The sequence below is a fragment of the Ralstonia sp. RRA genome (genome assembly GCF_037023145.1).
In the GTDB taxonomy this organism is placed as follows: domain Bacteria; phylum Pseudomonadota; class Gammaproteobacteria; order Burkholderiales; family Burkholderiaceae; genus Ralstonia.
The window spans coordinates 3337503-3355224 of the sequence record NZ_CP146091.1 but is presented as its reverse complement, the minus strand read 5'-3'; the positions used below and the strand labels follow the sequence as shown (position 1 = coordinate 3355224).

The window sequence follows — 17722 nt, the reverse complement described above, 5'->3', positions numbered from 1 at the left end:
CCACGGGTGAGCCTGCGCGCGGCGTGTGGGTCATTCTAGCGGCGCGAGCCTGGGCGCGCGTGCCCCGGTCGAAGGGGGCGCTCAGCCTAGTGGCTGCCGGCGAGTACACGCAGCGCTGTCGCATCGACGATCTCCACCGCCCGATATTGGCAGCGGATCCACCCCGCGCGCTGCCACGCCTGCAGGTACTTGGAGATGGTCTGCCGCGAGCGTGCCAGCATGCGGCCCAGTTCTTCATTGCTGGCGGCCACGGTACGGCCATCGCCCGCCCGCGCAAGCTGCAGCAGGCGCTGGGCGAGGCGCGCATCGGCGGGCATTTCGCTGGCGTGTTCGAACTCGTCGAAGATCAGGCGGATGCGCTGGCAGAGCTGCTGCATCAGCGCCCACATGCCGGCCGGATAGGCCGCCACCACGCGCGCAAACGCGGCACTGCCCAGCAGGATGAGCGTGGTCGGCCCCTGGGCATGCGCGCTGTGCGTACGGCCGCCGCCGTCAATGAGGGCGATTTCCCCAAACCACTCGCCCACGCGCAGCACGCCGTAGACGAGTTCGCTGCCGCCATCGGTCGTCCGGCTGATGCGTACGCGGCCGCGCACGATCAGGAACATGCCCTGCGCAGGGCCGCCGTGGGGGTGGATGCATTCGCCGTCAGGGTAGGTGATCAGACGTGCGGCAGGCGCGATCTCTGCCAGCAGTTCGGCCGGCGCGTCACGCAACCAGCCCTGCGCGAGCTGCGCTGGCGTTGGCGTTGGAGCAGGGGCGGCGTGGGATGCTTCGGCAGGCATGGCGGCAGGATGCAGCGAACGGGGATCGAGCCATTGTCAAATGCTTGACAGTCTGCGTGCAAGACCCGGGCAGAGAATGGCCTGGAGTTATCCACAAGTGTTATCCACAGCAGTTATCCACAGTGGTTATCCACCGCAGTTATCCATAACAAGCCGCGCACCCATGACGCGGCCCCCCAGACCTGTTCAGGCGACGAAGGAGACACCCCATGACGCACGACACCGCCCCGCGCGCGACCTTTTCCCACATGGAGCACGGCACGCGCGAGGACTGGGCCGCCATCTCGGCCGAGTTCATGCCCTACGCCCGCGCACTGCCTGACCGCGTGCTCGCGCATCTGAAGCTGCTCGACGGCGATTGCGGCGGCTTCCCGATCGACCGCCTCGCGCACTCGCTGCAGACCGCCACGCTGGCCCACCGCGATGGCCGCGACGAGGAATACGTGGTCTGCGCGCTGCTGCACGACATTGGTGACACGCTGGGCAGCTTCAACCACCCGGACATCGCCGCGGCCATCCTCAAGCCGTTCGTCAGCCCGGAGAACCTGTGGATGGTCGAGAAGCACGGCATCTTCCAGGGCTACTACTTCTTCCACCACCTGGGCCTGGACCGCAACCTGCGCGAGCAATACCGCAACCAGCCCGCGCTGTTCGAGCGTACCGCCGAGTTCTGCGCCAAGTACGACGCTGCCGCCTTCATGCCGGATTACGACAACCTGCCGCTGTCGTTCTTCGAGCCGATGGTGCGCCGTGTGCTGGCCAAGCCGCGCAACTCCATCTACGTGAAGGAAGGCGAAAGCGAGCTCTCCCGGCCGAAAGCCGAGACGGCCTAAGCCTTGACGACGTTGACGGGCGCACCGGCCGCCCACGCCGCCACGTTGGCGAGTGTGGTGTCGGCAATGCCTGCCAGCGCCTCGCGCGTGAAGAATGCCTGGTGCGCAGTGACGATGACGTTGGGAAACGTCAGCAGCCGCGCGAACACATCGTCTTGCAGCACGTCGGCGGAGCGGTCTTCGAAGAAGAGGTCCGCTTCTTCCTCATACACGTCCAGGCCCAGGTGGCCGAGCTGGCCGGTCTTGAGCGCGTCGATCAGGGCTGGGCTATCGACCAGGCCGCCGCGGCTGGTGTTGATGAGCATGGCGCCCGTCTTCATGTTCGCGAGCGCGCTGGCGTCGATCAAGTGGTGCGTATCGGCGTTGAGCGGACAGTGCAGACTGACGATGTCGGATTGAGCCAGCAACTCGGGCAGCGGTACGTAGCGCACGCCCAGTGCCACCAGCGAAGCCTGCGGAAACGGGTCAAACGCCAGCACCCGGCAGCCGAAGCCCGCCATGATGCGCGCGAACACCTGCCCGATCTGCCCGGTACCGACCACGCCGACTGTCTTGCCGTGCAGGTCGAAGCCCAGCAGCCCATCCAGCGAAAAATCGCCCTCGCGCGTGCGGTTGCAGGCGCGGTGCAGGCGCCGGTTGAGCGTGAGGATCATGCCGACCGCATGCTCGGCCACCGCGTACGGTGAATACGCCGGCACGCGCACCACCGTCAGCCCGAGGCGCTGCGCAGCGGCCAGATCGACGTGGTTGAAGCCTGCCGAGCGCAGGGCGATCAGCCGTGTACCGGCGGCGGCGAGCGCGGCCAGCACATCGGCGTTCAGACAATCGTTGACGAACGGGCACACCACCTCAAAGCCGGCTGCGAGCGGCGCGGTGTGCGCGTCGAGGTGCGCGCGCTGGAACACCAGGTCGAAGCCGTGGCCGCCGCGCGCCTGGGCGGCGCGGAAGCTGTCTTCGTCGTAACGGTGGCTGCTGAAGAAGAGGATGCGCATGGCGGCGGAGCGAACGGACGTGATGTCGACAGCTTACTCGCCCCGCCGGGTGTGACTGCGCTCAGAGCGTCAGCACGATGCGGCCATCCACCTTGCCGGCTTTCAGATCGGCGAAGACCTGGTTGATGTTGTCGAGCTTGTCGCGGTGGATGTGCGCGCGTACCAACCCCTCCGCGGCAAACTGCAAAGACTCCTGCAAGTCACGCCGCGTGCCGACGATGGAGCCGCGCACCGTAATGCCATTGAGCACCGTAGAGAAAATCGGCAGCGGAAAATCCCCCGGCGGCAGCCCGTTGAGCGAGATCGTGCCGCCACGCCGCACCATGCCCAGCGCCTGCGCGAACGCGCTGCGCGAGACCGCCGTCACCAGCACGCCATGCACGCCCCCGATCTCTTTCTGGATGACGGCCGCCGGGTCCTGCTGGGCGGCATCGACGACCAGTTTGGCCCCCAGCTCGCGCGCCAGCGCCAGCTTGTCGGGCGCAACGTCCACCGCCACCACATGCAGGCCCATGGCAATCGCATACTGCACCGCCACGTGCCCCAGCCCGCCGATGCCGGAGATGGCAATCCACTGGCCGGGCCGCGTGTCCGTCATACGGATGCCCTTGTAGACCGTCACACCCGCGCACAGGATGGGCGCGATCTCTTCAAAACTCACCTGTGCGGGCAGATGGCCGACATAGTTCGGATCGGCCAGCACATATTCGGCATAGCCGCCGTTGACGGAGTAGCCGGTGTTCTGCTGTTCGTGACAGAGGGTCTCCCAGCCGGAGAGGCAGTGCTCGCAGTGGCCGCAGGCGGTGTAGAGCCAGGGCACGCCCACGCGGTCGCCTTCCTTCACGGCCGTCACGCCTTCGCCCACCGCCGCCACGAAGCCAACGCCCTCATGCCCGGGGATGAACGGCAGGCGCGGTTTGACGGGCCAGTCGCCATCGGCGGCGTGCAGATCGGTATGGCAGACGCCCGAGGCGGCGATCTTGACGAGAATCTGTCCGCGCCCGGGTGTTGGGATCGGCACTTCCTCAATGCGCAGCGGTTCACCAAACGCGTGGACAACCGCGGCTTTCATGGTTTGGGCCATGGGGCATCTCCAGGTTGGGGGAGGTATCAGTCTGGTCGACGCCCGCCCCGTGTGGGTTGATGTGAGTCAACCGCCGGGTAGGCCTGCAAGGCTGTTAGCATGCCGGCATCTTCAGCCTTTTCCTGCGAGCAACCCCCTTGCCCGTCACCCCAACCTTCCTCTGGCACGACTACGAAACCTTTGGCGCCGTGCCGCGCCGCGACCGCCCGGCGCAGTTCGCGGGCATCCGCACCGATGCCGAACTCAATGAGATCGGCGAGCCGGTCGAATTGTTCTGCCAGCCCTCCAACGACTGGCTGCCGGACCCGGTGTCCTGCCTGATCACCGGCATCACGCCGCAGCAGTGCGCCAAGCAGGGCATTCCGGAGTACCGCTTCGCCCAGGCCATCGAGCGCGAACTGGGTACGCCCGGCACCATCGGCGTCGGCTACAACACGATCCGCTTTGATGACGAGGTCACCCGCCACCTGTTCTGGCGCAACCTGATCGACCCCTATGCGCGCGAGTGGCAGAACGACTGCGGGCGGTGGGATTTGCTCGACGTGGTGCGCACCACCTGGGCGCTGCGCCCCGAAGGCATCCAGTGGCCGAAGCACGAAGACGGCAAGCCGAGCTTCAAGCTGGAGCACCTCTCGCAAGCCAACGGCCTGGTGCATGAATCCGCGCACGATGCGGTGTCCGACGTGCGCGCAACCATTGCGCTGGCGCGCCTGATCCGCAACGCACAGCCGCGCCTGTTCGATTTCTGCCTGGCGCTGCGCAAGAAGGACCGCGTGCTTGCGGAGATTGGTGACGCATCGCGCCCGCTGCTGCATATCTCCGGTATGTACAGCGTGGAACGCGGCTGCATGGCCGTGGTGTGGCCGCTCGGCTGGCACCCGACCAACAAGAACGAACTGATCGTGTGGGACTTGGCGTTTGACCCGTCCGAACTGTTCCACATGGATGTCGCCACGATCCGCGAGCGCATGTTCACGCGGACGGCGGATCTGGCCGAAGGCACCACGCGCCTGCCCATCAAGTCGATTCACATCAACAAGTCGCCCATCGTCATCAGCAACATGAAGACGCTGCAGCCCGCGCAGGCCGAACGCTGGGGCATCGACTTCGCAACGATCGAACGCCATGCCGCCATTGCCCAGGGCGCGCCGGACATGCGCGAAACCTGGCGCCAGGTCTACGCCCGCGAGCTGGAGCCGATTGAAGACGTCGACCAGAACCTCTACGGCGGCTTCGTCAGCAATGACGACCGCCGCACGCTCAACGAACTGCGTACGCTGTCCGGCGAACAGCTCGCGCAACTGCACCCGGACTTCGCCGATGCGCGTCTGCCCGAGCTGCTGTTCCACTACCGCGCACGCAACTTCCCCGACACGCTCTCCGAAGAGGAATACGAGCAGTGGGAGCACTTGCGTGCCGAGCGTTTGTTCGAGGGCAGCGGCGGCTATCTGACCTTCGAGGCCTTTGGCGAGCGGCTCCAGCAGTTGGGGGCCGAAGCCGCTGAAAGTGGCGATGCGCGTGCGCAGAACATCCTGCAAGACCTGTACGACTACGCACAGCAGATCGTGCCAGGCTGACGCGCTGAACACGCTCAAAGAAAAACGGAGGCCGAAGCCTCCGTTTTTTTATGGCGATGCCGAACCGGATCAAGCCGCGCGTTGCGCCGCCGCCGGATCACGCAACTGCGCCAGCAGCTTGTTCCAGCGGATGCGTGTGGCAGCCAGGTTGGCCTCCTTCACATGGCCGAAGCCGCGGATGTCTTCCGGCAGGCGCGCCAGCTCCACCGCCTGCGCCAGCTTCTGCGCGTTCAGACCCTTCACCAGTTCATCGACCAGCGCACGGTATTCGCCGATCAGCGCGCGCTCGGTGCGACGCTCTTCGGTCTTGCCGAACACATCGAACGCCGTGCCGCGCAGGCCCTTGAGCTTGGCCAGCACCTTGAAGATGCGCATCGTGTTCGGGCCGAAGCGCTGCTTCACCAGATGACCCTTCTCGTCGCGCTTGGCCGTCATGGGCGGCGCGAGCCAGAAGTTGAGCTGGTAGTCGCGGCCGGGCTCGCCTTCGAACTGGGCGCGCAGTTTGTCGAGGAAGGCCGGATCGGTGTACAGGCGGGCGACTTCGTATTCGTCCTTGTACGCCATCAGCTTCGACAGATTGCGCACCACGGCTTCGGTCAGTGCCAGCGTTTGGCCGGCACCAACCACCGCCGTTTCCGCAGCACGCACACGCTCGACCACCGAGCGGAACTCGGCAGCGTACGCAGCGTTCTGGTACGCGGTCAGCAGATCAACACGACGGGCGATCAGCGTGTCCAGCGAGGGCAGGGCGATGACATCCGCCTTGGCACGCGGCGCGCCATCGGCCAGCTTGAGCACGGCATCGCGATCTTGCGCGAGGTGGCGGCCCCATTCGAATGCGGTCTTGTTCTTCTCGACCGCCACGCCATTGAGTTCGATCGCGCGGATGAGCGCGTCGTACGTCAGCGGAATCCAGCCCTTCTGCCACGCAAAGCCCAGCACCAGCGGGTTGGTGAAGATCGCGTCGCCCAGCAGGCGCACGGCCAGCGTGTTGGCGTCTTCAAACGCGCAGGCATCGCCCACGGCTGCGCGGATGTCCGCCTCGGCCGAGCTGCCCGGGAAGCGCCAGTTCGGGTTCTTGATGAAGTCGGCGGTGGGGGAGGCCGTGCTGTTGATGATGGCGCGCGTCTGGCCGTGCTGCACCTTCGACAGCACTTCATCCGACGCCGAGACGATCGCATCGCAGCCGATCACTAGGTCTGCCTCGCCCATGGCGATGCGCGTGGCGTGGATGCTGTCCGGACGCTCGCCGATCTGCACATGCGAGAGCACCGCGCCGCCCTTCTGCGCCAGGCCCGCCATGTCCAGCACAGTCACACCCTTGCCTTCGATGTGCGCAGCCATGCCGAGCAGGCCGCCGATGGTCACCACGCCCGTGCCGCCCACGCCGGTCACCAGTACGCCGTAGGCGCGCTGGATGGCAGGGAGTTCAGGGTGCGGCAGCAGCGGCAGGCTGTCCATGCCGATGCCACGCGATTCCGGCTTGCGCACCTGCGCGCCTTCGGCCGTCACAAAGCTCGGGCAGAAGCCGTTCACGCACGAGAAATCCTTGTTGCACGACGACTGGTTGATCTTGCGCTTGGTACCCAGCTCCGTTTCCAGCGGCTCGACGGATAAGCAATTCGACTTGACCGAGCAATCGCCGCAGCCTTCGCACACGGCGTCGTTGATGAACGCGCGGCGTGCCGGGTCGACCATCGTGCCGCGCTTGCGGCGGCGGCGTTTTTCCGTCGCGCAGGTCTGGTCGTAGATCAGCACGCTGGTGCCTTGCACCTCGCGCAGCTCGCGCTGAATCGCATCCAGGCGATCGCGGTGATGCACGGTCACGCCTTCGGGCAGCTTGATCGCCGCGTTGTACTTCTCCGGCTCGTCCGTGACGATCACGATGCGCGACGTGCCTTCGGCATGCACCTGCGCGGCAATCTGCGGCACCGACAGCGGGCCATCCACCGGTTGGCCGCCGGTCATGGCCACCGCATCGTTGTAGAGGATCTTGTAGGTGATGTTCACCTTGGCCGCGATGGAGGCGCGAATCGCCAGCAGGCCCGAGTGGTAGTACGTGCCGTCGCCCAGGTTGGCGAACACGTGCTGGTCGCCCGAGAACGGCATCTGGCCGATCCACGCCACGCCTTCGCCGCCCATCTGGCTGAAGGTGTCGGTGCGGCGGTCCATCCACACGGTCATGTAGTGGCAGCCGATGCCGGCCAGCGCGCGCGAGCCTTCCGGCACGTTGGTCGACGTGTTGTGCGGGCAGCCCGAGCAGAACCACGGCTTGCGTTCCGCAGTGATGCGCGGCTTTGCGAGGGCCTTCTCTTTGGCGTCGATGATGGCGATGCGCGAGGCAATGCGTGCGCGCACGTCCGACGGCAGCTCGAACTTCTCCAGCCGCGTGGCGATGGCGCGGGCGATCAGCGCGGGCGACAACTCGTAGTGCGCCGGCAGCAGCCAGTTGGCCATCGGCACCGACCATTCGCCGCCGGCGTTGTCGCGCTCGTCGAACTTGCCGTACACGCGCGGGCGCACGTCGTCGCGGTAGTTGTACAGCTCTTCCTTGAGTTGGTATTCGAGGATCTGGCGCTTCTCTTCCACCACCAGGATCTCTTGCAGCCCTTCGGCAAACGCGCGCGCGCCGTGCGCTTCGAGTGGCCACACGCAACCGACCTTGTACAGGCGGATGCCGATGCGGCGGCAGGTTTCCTCATCCAGCCCGAGGTCGACCAGCGCCTGGCGCACGTCCAGGTACGCCTTGCCGGCGGTCATGATGCCGAAGCGCGCCTGCGGCGAATCCATCACCACGCGGTCGAGCTTGTTGGCACGCACGTAAGACAGACCGGCGTACCACTTGTAATCGAGCAGACGCGCTTCCTGCACCAGCGGCGGATCAGGCCAGCGGATGTTCAGGCCACCCTGCGGCATGATGAAATCTTCCGGCAGGATGATCTCGGCGCGGTGCGGGTCGACATCGACCGAAGCCGACGATTCCACCACGTCCGTCACGCACTTCATCGATACCCACAGGCCGGAGTAGCGGCTCATCGCCCAGCCGTGCAGGCCGTAGTCGAGGTACTCCTGCACGTTGGACGGATACAGCACCGGAATGCCGGCCGCCTTGAAGACGTGCTCCGACTGGTGCGCCAGCGTCGAGGATTTGCAGGCATGGTCGTCACCGGCCAGTACCAGCACCCCGCCATGCGCCGACGAGCCGGCCGAGTTGGCATGCTTGAACACGTCGATCGTGCGGTCCACACCCGGACCCTTGCCGTACCACATGCCGAACACGCCACTGAACTTGGCGTTCGGATACAGATTCACCTGCTGCGAGCCCCAGACCGCCGTGGCGGCCAGGTCTTCATTGAGCCCCGCCTGGAAGACGATGTTGTGCCCGGCCAAGTGCTTCTTGGCCTTCCACAAGGCCTGGTCCAGCGCGCCCAGCGGCGAGCCGCGGTAGCCGGAAATGAAGCCTGCCGTATTGAGCCCAGCGGCGCGGTCGCGCTCCTGCTGCAGCATCGGCAGACGCACCAGTGCCTGCGTGCCGCTGATGTAGATGCGACCACGCTCGAGCGTGTATTTGTCGTCCAGGGAAACGGTTTCGAGCGCGCGGCGTAGCGCGTCGTTCAGAGGGGCATTCATGCGTGCTCCGTGTGGGTGTGCCGGGATCACCAGCAGCAGGTCTCTTTTGGTGCCGCCTGCGCCGCTTCTTGTGGAAGCTGGCAGACAGCTGTGGATCGCGGCATCGTAGCACCGCGTGACATTCCCAACACCGTGCAACGCAGCAAGAATGGGGCGGGGTTTTCCCGAGGTTGCGGCGCTTTCGGCACAGATGTGGCGTATTGGCTGGACCGGCGGCGCGGATGTTGCACTGCATGCAAAGTGGCGCGACGAAGCCGCAGCGTGCGACGCGAATCGGCAAACTTCAGTCAAGAAGTAGAGCGTGCGTCACCTTGTCTCTGGACTTTCCCTACCACCGCCGCCATCCTGCGCAGTTACGTCCTGAAAACCCCATTCCAGACCATGTCCCGCACCCAACCCACTCGCGCTCAGCGCCGGCAAGCACTGCCGGTGGCCTGCACGCGCGTGCGTTGTGGGGCGGCGCATGACCTCCCGCCCGCGCACGCTGCCCTCCGGCACTTCCTGCTCGCCCGGCTTTCGTAAGCCGTGCGGGGCGCCGCCCATCTGGCGCCTTTGCCCCGTACGGCCACTTCCGCTTTCTCCCCGTCTTTAACGCTGGTTCGACACCACACCTGTCGGCACCGGTTCGTCCGCCATTTGCCGGCTGATCGTTGATCGCCGGGGTGCCGGGCGCAGGAACTGCCATGGAACTCACACAGAACTTCATCAAGGCCAAGCAGCCTTGTGCAGCGGGCTACCGCTGGTACATCCGCGACCGCCACAACGGCACCGATTACCAACACCTGCTCGACAGCCTCGTGCGCGAAGGTCGCATCACCGATGCCATCTGGTTGCTCGACAACTTTGGCCCGACCGATGCCGTGCTCGACGCCGACGACATCGAGGCCGATGCGCTCATCTTTGCCGGCACGATCATCGTGCGCGGCGGCATCCACGTCGACGGTGTGTTGCGCGCGGGGCAGGCCATCCGTGCGGGCGGTGGTGTGCGCGCGGGCGAGTCCATCACCACGGGCGGCGATCTCGAAGCCAAGGCTGGCCTCTACTGCGACGGCACTGTGCATGTGGGCGGTGACCTCCGTGTCGGCTGGAGCGTGACGGCTGCCGGTGCGCTGCACTGTGGCGGCGTGGTGCGTGTGCACCGTGACTTGCATTGCGATGCTGATATCGACGTCGCGGACGACCTGCTGATCGGCGAGGCGCTGGCCGTACGCGGCAACGTGCGTGTGGGCAAGGGCTTGCGCGCTGGCGGGGAGGTGAGCAGCGAGGGCGGCATCGTCAGCGCGAACGGCATTCTCGCGGGCGCCGACTTACGCGCGCATACACACCTGGAGGCCGGCTGGGGCATCAAGGCCTGGGGCGATATCGAAGCCGGCGGCGCCATCCGCGCGGGCGATGGCGTTGAGGCCGGTGGCGTGATCGTTGCCGGGCCAGGCTATGGCATCCACGCGGGCCTGAACGTACGCATGGACGACTGGCCTGCCAGTGCCTGCATTCGCGCGGCTCAGCAACCGTCGCGGCTTATCAGCGGCTATTGGGCGGAGGCTGCATGAGTACCGTGCTGACCCTGCCCATGCCGCCACCGGTCTTGCCGACGTTGGCATCCATGGTGCAATCGTTGTGTCGGCGGCTGGCGCCGCTCGGCCTGCGCACCGACGTCGACTTCAACAACGAAGACATCGAGCGCGAACTCGACGCGCTGTATGAACGCATGCAAACGCCCGGCACGCCGCTGCATGGCATGACGTTGGACGACGACACCTTGCCGGGCTTCCGCATTCACACGCGCGAGGCCGACGGCGAAACCTATGTCTATGTCGAAGACGTTGCGGCGCGGCGCCTGGCGGGCTACACGGTCTTCAATCGCTTGATTGAGCTGGACAAGCGCGCGGATCGCTATCTGCGTGCGCCGCATTCGAAGTACGCGCTGGCGTACCAGCGGCGCGGGTTGGCCTCGACCGTCTTCCGGCGCGCGCTTGACGGTGGGATGTGTCTGATGAGCGGCGCGCGTCAGTCCGTGGGGGTGCATGGGGTGTACCAGTCGCTCGCCAGACACTACCCATCGGGGTATGTGGAGGTGCGCGACAAGCGCATGCGCTACCTGGGTGACCAAGTGGACGATGTCGTGCTGGAGGCCCTGCACACGCGGCGCGTGCTGCTGGGCGCGGGCTGGAGCCTGGACAAACTCGCCGCTGCCACAAGGATGGTCGTCTGACTGCGTGCCCGATGCGCAACAGATCCTATGCGGCGACCGCCTCAATCACGCGCTGCATCTGCAAGACCAGCCCGTCCATCGCTTCGGCCGGTACATTGCCGTAGCCGAGCACCAGGCCGTTGTATTGCGCGGTCAGCGTGCCCGGCAGGCAGAAGCGCGACAGCGGCCGCAGCACCATGCCCTGTGCGCGGGCGGCAACGCTCACATCCACGTCGCGCACCGGCGCATCGAGCCGCGTCGACAGGTGCATGCCACCGGCGCCGCCCGAGACGGTCACCACACCGTGCAGGTGCCGCTCAAGCGCCGCCTGCAATGCATCGCGACGTTCGCCGTACAGGCGCCGCATGCGCCGCAGGTGTCGTGTGAAGTGCCCCGCCTCAATGAACTCAGCCAGCGCCAACTGATCGGCCACGCGCCCGCGCAGCATCAGCGCGCCGGCGGTCGGGCGCAGCACTTTGGCCAGTGCCGGCGGCACGACCATGTAGCCGAGACGCAGCGCCGGAAACAGCATCTTGCTGAAGGTGCCCAGGTAGACCACGGGTGCATCGGCGGTCAGGCCCTGTACGGCAGACAGCGGTGCACCGCTATGGCGGAACTCGCTGTCGTAGTCGTCTTCGATGATCCACGCGCCCACGGCACGTGCGTGCTGGATCAGCGCCAGCCGCCGCTCCAGGCTCATCACCGAGCCCAGCGGGTACTGGTGCGACGGCGTGATGTAGATCAGCTTGGGCGGCGTGTCGCGCCAGTCTTCCGGGCGCGGGGCGAGGCCATCGGCATCGATGCCGATCGGCACCAGCCGCAGGTCCGCCGCCTGCATGGAGGCACGCGCACCGTAGTAGCCGGGGTTCTCGATCCAGGCGATGTCGCCGGCATCGGCCAGCGCGCGGGCGCACAGGTCCAGGCTGTTCTGCGTGCCATCGGTGATGAACACCTGCGCCGCCTCGCAGCGCACGCCGCGCGAGACACGCAGATATTCCGCCACGGCCTGACGCAGCGCCACGTTGCCCTCCACCTGGCCGTAGCCCATCTGTGCCGGCCCGACGCGGCGCCATGCCCGCTCCATGCAACGCCGCCATTGCGCGAGCGGAAACTCATCCAGCGCGGGTGTGCCCGGCAGGAAGGGCAGCAGATCGCTCATCTCACCGCTCGGGCGCTCCAGCCCGGCAACGCGGCGCGACAACGCAGGTGGCGCTTCCGGTGCTTGTGTCGGGGCCTGCTGCAGGCCCACGCGTGCGACCACCGTGCCTTGTCGGCGGCTGAGCACAAAGCCCTCCGCTGCCAGCTGTTCGTATGCATACAGCACCGAGTTGCGTGCCATGCCCAGCTCTTCGGCCAATGAGCGCGATGAAGCCAACCGCGTGCCTTCCTCAATCTGCCCGCTCAGGATGGCCGTGCGCAGGCACGCGTACAGCCGATGCTGCTGCGATGGCCGTGCTCCGCCCTCGGCTTTGCCGCGTGCGGCGGTCCTTTCGTAGTTCGACAGCAAGACGCCGTAGTCCATCCTGGCTCCAAGGTTCTGCGTTTCTGTGGGTCTACGCATGGTGCCACGGTTTTTCTATCGTCGACGGATTGATGATCTTTCCGGAGCCCTGCCATGACGACGACCTCTGCCACCCCGCCCACCGATCGCACGCGCGTGAACCGTGTCGCCCGCCGCGGCCACTACGATGCCGCCACGCTGCATGCCATCCTCGACGAGGCCTATGTCTGCCACATCGCCTTTGCCGACGAGCACGGCGTGCACTGCATCCCTACCGCGTGCTGGCGCGAAGGCGATCACCTTTACGTGCATGGCTCCAACGGCAGCCGCATGCTCAAGCTGGCGGCCAGCGGTGCACAGGTGTGCGTGACGGTCACGCATATCGACGGGCTGGTGCTGGCGCGCTCGGCGTTCAACCACTCGATGAACTATCGATCCGCTGTTATCTACGGCGCGTTTGAGGTTGTGCCCGATGCGCAGAAGCCCGCCACACTCGACGCCTTTATGGAGACCCTGGCCCCCGGGCGCTCGAAAGAGGCGCGTCCTGGCAATGCCAAGGAATTGGCGGCCACCACCGTGCTGCGCATTCCGCTGGACGAAGCCGCGTGCAAGATCCGCACGGGCGGCCCGAAGGACGATGAAGAAGACCTCGCGTTGCCCGTGTGGGCCGGTGTGCTGCCCATGGCGTTGCTGCCGCTCGCGCCGGTGGCGGATGGCGCACCGGCCGGTACACCGGACTATGTGCGCGAGTGGAAAGTCACCGCCCGTGTTCCCGCCGAGGAAGTGACGCCATGACTACCGCTGCCGGCACCGCAACGGTCGGACGCTCGGCTCGCTCCGCCTGGTTGCTGCTCGGCGTGGTCGCGCTGGCCTGGGGGATCAACTGGCCGGTTGGCAAGGCCATGCTCGCCTATCTGCCGCCGATCTGGGTGGTGGCGTTGCGGTCTGCTGTCGGCACGTTTGCGCTGCTGGTCATCTGTCTGCTGCGTGGGCGGTTGGTGATCCCGAAGCGCGGCGATATCCCGGTCATCCTGAGTGTTGGCGTGCTGCATATGACGGCGTTTTCTGCGCTGGTCAGTCTTGGGCTGCAGTTCGTGCCGGCGGGGCGCTCGGTGGTGCTGGCGTACACCACGCCGCTGTGGGTGGTGCCGGGTGCATGGCTGCTGCTCGGTGAGCCGCTGACTAGTCGGCGCCTGTTCGGTGTCGGGCTGGGGCTGTTGGGGTTGCTGCTGATCTTCAATCCGCTGACGTTTGATTGGCATGCGGGACGTGCCGTGTTCGGTAATGGCTTGGTGATGCTGGCGGCGCTCTGCTGGGCGGTGAGCATTCTGTACGTCCGCTCGCACAAGTGGGTGACGCCGCCGTTTGAGTTGGTGTTCTGGCAGGCCTTGCTGGCGACTGTGCTGTTGGTGCCGCTGGCGCTTTTGCAGGATGGTGTGCCGTCGATTGATTGGCAGCCTTCGCTGATCGGGTTGCTGCTTTACGGCGGTGTGTTTGGGATTGCGCTGGCGTATTGGGCGGTGACTACGGTCAATCGGGAGTTGCCGGCTACGACGACGTCGCTGGGGTTGTTGGGGGTGCCGGTGTTTGGGATTGTTTGTTCTGCTACTGCGCTTGGGGAGGCGGTCAGTGGTGCGCTGTTGGGGGCGATGGGGTTGATTCTGGGGGGGATATTGGTGGGGGCTTTGGGGAAGCGGTCTTAGGTTTGGTTTTGTATTGGCCGTGGTGGTGCATCCCTGTTTCGTACCCTGCCGGGCACGACTCACTTTTCTTTGTCTTGCCAAAGAAAAGTAAGCAAAAGAAAGGCGCGCCCGAGATGGCGACCCCTTCCTTGAATTTTCGTAACCGGGCGGAGACGGGAAAAACTCGCTTCGCTCAAACAGTTTCCCGTCTTTTTTCCGCCCGCTTACGAAAATTCAAGGCGCCATCAAGGGCAGGAACGTCAAAGGCCAAACCGATGGGGAACGAAGGCGAGCGTCAGGACTTGGTTGGTGCGTGGTGCGGAACGCGAGGCTAGCAGTTGGCAGCGCGTAGTTGGGAACACAAGACGGAGTGGAGCACTGGCAATCGACGGTGTGCTTTACCCCTGCCCTAGATGGCGCCTTGAATTTCTGTTGCAGGGAGGAAAAAGGAAGGGAAACTGTCTGAGCGAAGCGAGTTTTTCCCTTCCCCTCCCTGCGACATAAATTCAAGGAGTCTTTCGCCATCTCGGGCGCGCCTTTCTTTGCTTACTTTCTTTGGCAAGACAAAGAAAGTGAGTCAGCCCCGGCAGGGGATGAAACAAGGCGCACCACGAGCAAAAATTCAATGCACCAGCTGATTGATCTCAATAATCGGCATCAACACAGCCAAGACGATCAGCAGCACCACCACACCCATCGTCAAAATCAGCGCAGGCTCCAGCAGCCCAGTCAGGAACAGAGTGCGTCGCTCCAGTTCCTGCGCTTCACCCTGCGCAGCCCGCTCCAACATCGCAGGCAAATTCCCCGTGGCCTCGCCGGAGCGAATCAAGTGCACCAGCACAGGCGGAAACTGATTCTGCGCCGCTAACGCCCGCGCCAGCGACGTCCCTTCCCGCACGCGAGTAGACGCGTCTTCTACGTTGGTCTTCAACGCCACGTTGTTCAACGTCTCACCGGCGGCCTGCAGCCCCCGCAGAATCGGCACACCCGCACTGGTCAAAATCGCCAACGTGCTGGCAAACCGCGCCGTGTTGTAGCCCCGCACGAGCTTGCCGAATAGCGGCGCTGTCAGCAGCCACTTGTGCCACGATAACCGCAGCGCCGGTTGCTTGAGCAGATTGCGAATCAGCAGGCCGAGCACCACCAGCACGATCGCCGCCAGCCACCCCCAGTTCCGCACGAAATCCGAGAGCCACAGCATGATGATCGTGAGCGTCGGCAGCTTCTGCTTGGTGTTGGCAAATACGCTCACCACCTGCGGCACCACGTACGACAGCAGGAAGATCACGATGGCAAACGCCACCACCGTGACGATGGCCGGATAGGTGAACGCCAGCTTGATCTTCGAGGTGAGCGCGTTGCGGCTCTCGATGTAGTCGGCCAGCCGCGTGAGCACGAGGCCCAGGTTGCCCGAGTGTTCGCCCGCCGAAACGAGTGCGCGGTAGATGTCCGGAAAATCCTTCGGATGCTGCGCCAGCGCCACCGACAGCGAGCTGCCGCCCACCACTTCCGCGCGGATGGCGGCAAGCAGTTCGCCAACGTAGGCGCGTTCAGCCTGATCGGCCAGCGCGGCCAGTGCCTCGTCCAGCGGCAGACCGGCTACCAGCAGACTAGCGAGCTGGCGCGTGACCAGCGCGTTCTCCTGCGCGGAGAGCCGTTTACCGAAGCTCGAACCACCGCGCTTGGTGGCCTGCGCGCCAAGCGCGTCGACCACCAGCGGCGTCAGCCCGCGTGCGCGCAGTACAGTGCGCGCCTGGCGTGCGCTGTCGGCTTCGATGACGCCCTTGTCGGTCTTGCCGGCGGCGTCGGCGGCTTCGTAGCGGAAGGCTGGCATGCGCTATTCGTTCAATCGCGTCTGGGTCGCGGCTCAGTCACGCGTCACGCGCAACACTTCTTCCAGCGACGTGGCGCCCGTGTCGATCAAGCGCTGCGCATCGGCGCGCATGGTCTGCAGGCCCTGGCCGATGGCGAAGGCCTTGATCTCGGATTCGGCGGCCTGGCGGTGGATCATGGTCTGGATCTCGGGCGTGACGGTCAGCAGTTCGTACACACCGGTCCGGCCCTGGTAGCCCGAGTTGCCGCAGCGCTCGCAACCAACGTGGTGCCATACCGACTTGTGCGTGGGAGCGGCAGGCGCCACACCGTCCGCAACCGGCGTTCCGGCCACGGCTTCCAATTCAGCGGGCGTGAGTTCCAGCACTTCTTCACGGCGGCACTGCACGCACAGGCGGCGTACCAGCCGCTGCGCCAGCACCCCCAGCAATGACGACGACAGCAGGAACGGTTCGATCCCCATGTCGATCAGCCGCGTCACGGCGGAAGCCGAATCGTTCGTGTGCAGCGTCGCCAGCACCAAGTGGCCCGTCAGCGAGGCCTGCACGGCAATCTGCGCAGTTTCCAGGTCGCGGATTTCCCCGATCATCACCACGTCCGGGTCCTGGCGCAGGATGGCGCGCAGGGCCTTGGCGAAGGTCATGTCGATCTTCGGGTTGACCTGTGTCTGGCCGATGCCGTCGAGGTCGTATTCGATCGGGTCTTCCACCGTCATGATGTTGGTGGACGCCGCGTCGAGCCGCGACAGCGCCGCATACAGCGTGGTCGTCTTGCCCGAACCGGTGGGGCCGGTGACGAGCACGATGCCGTGCGGCTGATTGATCAGGTGATCGAAGCGCGCCAGCGTGCCGGCGCCCATGCCCAGCTTGCCGAGATCCAGCCGGCCAGCTTCCTTGTCGAGCAGACGCAGCACCGCACGCTCGCCGTGGCCAGTGGGCAGGGTGCTCACGCGCACGTCCACCGGGCGACCGCCCACACGCAGCGTGATGCGGCCATCCTGCGGCAGGCGTTTCTCGGCGATGTCGAGCTGCGCCATGATCTTGATGCGCGAGATCAGCGCGCCGTGCAGCGCCTTCTTCGGGCGCACCACGTCGCGCAGCGTGCCGTCCACACGGAAGCGCACCACTGACGAATTCTCGAACGGCTCGATATGGATATCCGAGGCACCCTCGCGTGCGGCCTGCGTGAGCAACGCGTTGATCATGCGGATGATCGGCGCGTCGTCTTCAGATTCGAGCAGGTCTTCCACGGCGGGAATGTCCTGCATCAGGCGCGACAGATCGACTTCGCCTTCCACCTCGCCGACCACCTGGGCGGCGCTGCCGTCCTGGGCGTTGTAGGCCGTTTGCGTGGCGGTGGAGAGTGCAGCGGTATCGAGCGTGACCAGGTGCAGCGCGCCGAACACGCGGCCGAGCTCGGCCAGCGCGGTGCGCGAGGTTTCCGGGCAGACCCAGACTTCCAGCGTGTCGACGTCCTGCCGAGCGACGAGCAACTTGGCGTCACGCGCGAACGCGTACGGTACCAGGCGCACCGCCGATTGCGAAGGCGGCTCCAGCGTCTGGACGTCGGTGGTCAGGGCTTGCGTCGTTGCCATGATGTGTTGTCCTCGGCGCC

13 protein-coding genes are annotated in these 17722 nt (G+C 65.7%); 6 read left to right on the top strand and 7 right to left on the bottom strand.

Annotation, left to right across the window (positions count from 1 at the left end; all coding sequences use genetic code 11):
* Positions 1-86: 86 nt before the first annotated feature.
* Positions 87-785: a Crp/Fnr family transcriptional regulator gene (locus V6657_RS16130; protein ID WP_048933441.1), complete on the bottom strand. Its 699-nt coding sequence runs from the start codon at positions 783-785 to the stop codon at positions 87-89.
* Between the two features lie 209 nt (positions 786-994).
* Between V6657_RS16130 and V6657_RS16125 the strand changes: the two genes are divergently transcribed.
* Positions 995-1618, top strand: coding sequence for an HD domain-containing protein (locus tag V6657_RS16125; protein ID WP_048933440.1), 624 nt, complete (start codon positions 995-997; stop codon positions 1616-1618).
* On the opposite strand, the gene V6657_RS16120 is transcribed toward V6657_RS16125, so the two are convergent.
* Positions 1615-2610, bottom strand: a complete 996-nt coding sequence (locus V6657_RS16120) for a 2-hydroxyacid dehydrogenase (RefSeq protein WP_048933439.1) — start codon at positions 2608-2610, stop codon at positions 1615-1617. The genes V6657_RS16125 and V6657_RS16120 overlap by 4 nt on opposite strands.
* Positions 2611-2671: 61 nt before the next feature.
* A complete protein-coding gene (gene adhP, locus V6657_RS16115; RefSeq protein ID WP_048933438.1) occupies positions 2672-3694 on the bottom strand; it encodes an alcohol dehydrogenase AdhP in 1023 nt (340 codons plus the stop codon).
* Positions 3695-3831: 137 nt separating this feature from the next.
* On the opposite strand from adhP, the gene sbcB reads away from it, so the two are divergent.
* Positions 3832-5271, top strand: a complete 1440-nt coding sequence (sbcB, locus tag V6657_RS16110; protein WP_048933437.1) for an exodeoxyribonuclease I — start codon at positions 3832-3834, stop codon at positions 5269-5271.
* Positions 5272-5340: 69 nt separating this feature from the next.
* Here the strand turns inward: sbcB and V6657_RS16105 are convergent, their stop codons facing one another.
* A complete protein-coding gene (locus tag V6657_RS16105; RefSeq protein WP_048933436.1) occupies positions 5341-8901 on the bottom strand; it encodes an indolepyruvate ferredoxin oxidoreductase family protein in 3561 nt (1186 codons plus the stop codon).
* A 683-nt stretch (positions 8902-9584) separates the two neighbouring features.
* Between V6657_RS16105 and V6657_RS16100 the strand changes: the two genes are divergently transcribed.
* Both V6657_RS16100 and V6657_RS16095 read left to right on the top strand, forming a co-directional pair.
* Positions 9585-10451: a hypothetical protein gene (locus V6657_RS16100; protein WP_048933435.1), complete on the top strand. Its 867-nt coding sequence runs from the start codon at positions 9585-9587 to the stop codon at positions 10449-10451.
* Entirely contained in the window at positions 10448-11113 is a 666-nt protein-coding gene (locus V6657_RS16095; RefSeq protein ID WP_338754025.1) for an N-acetyltransferase, read from the top strand. Before V6657_RS16100 ends, V6657_RS16095 begins: the two co-directional genes overlap by 4 nt.
* A gap of 25 nt (positions 11114-11138) precedes the next feature.
* On the opposite strand, the gene V6657_RS16090 is transcribed toward V6657_RS16095, so the two are convergent.
* Positions 11139-12614: a PLP-dependent aminotransferase family protein gene (locus V6657_RS16090; RefSeq protein ID WP_048933434.1), complete on the bottom strand. Its 1476-nt coding sequence runs from the start codon at positions 12612-12614 to the stop codon at positions 11139-11141.
* Between the two features lie 93 nt (positions 12615-12707).
* Between V6657_RS16090 and V6657_RS16085 the strand changes: the two genes are divergently transcribed.
* A complete protein-coding gene (locus tag V6657_RS16085) occupies positions 12708-13388 on the top strand; it encodes a pyridoxamine 5'-phosphate oxidase family protein (protein ID WP_048933433.1) in 681 nt (226 codons plus the stop codon).
* Positions 13385-14296 carry a DMT family transporter gene (locus V6657_RS16080; RefSeq protein ID WP_048933432.1) on the top strand — a complete coding sequence of 304 codons (912 nt, stop codon included), beginning with the start codon at positions 13385-13387 and terminating at the stop codon, positions 14294-14296. Before V6657_RS16085 ends, V6657_RS16080 begins: the two co-directional genes overlap by 4 nt.
* 601 nt (positions 14297-14897) lie before the next feature.
* Here the strand turns inward: V6657_RS16080 and gspF are convergent.
* Positions 14898-16109 (bottom strand): type II secretion system inner membrane protein GspF, encoded by a 1212-nt coding sequence (gene gspF / locus V6657_RS16075; RefSeq protein ID WP_048933431.1) that lies wholly within the window; start codon positions 16107-16109, stop codon positions 14898-14900.
* Positions 16110-16142: 33 nt separating this feature from the next.
* Positions 16143-17702 (bottom strand): type II secretion system ATPase GspE, encoded by a 1560-nt coding sequence (gene gspE / locus V6657_RS16070; protein ID WP_048933430.1) that lies wholly within the window; start codon positions 17700-17702, stop codon positions 16143-16145.
* Positions 17703-17722 lie beyond the last annotated feature (20 nt).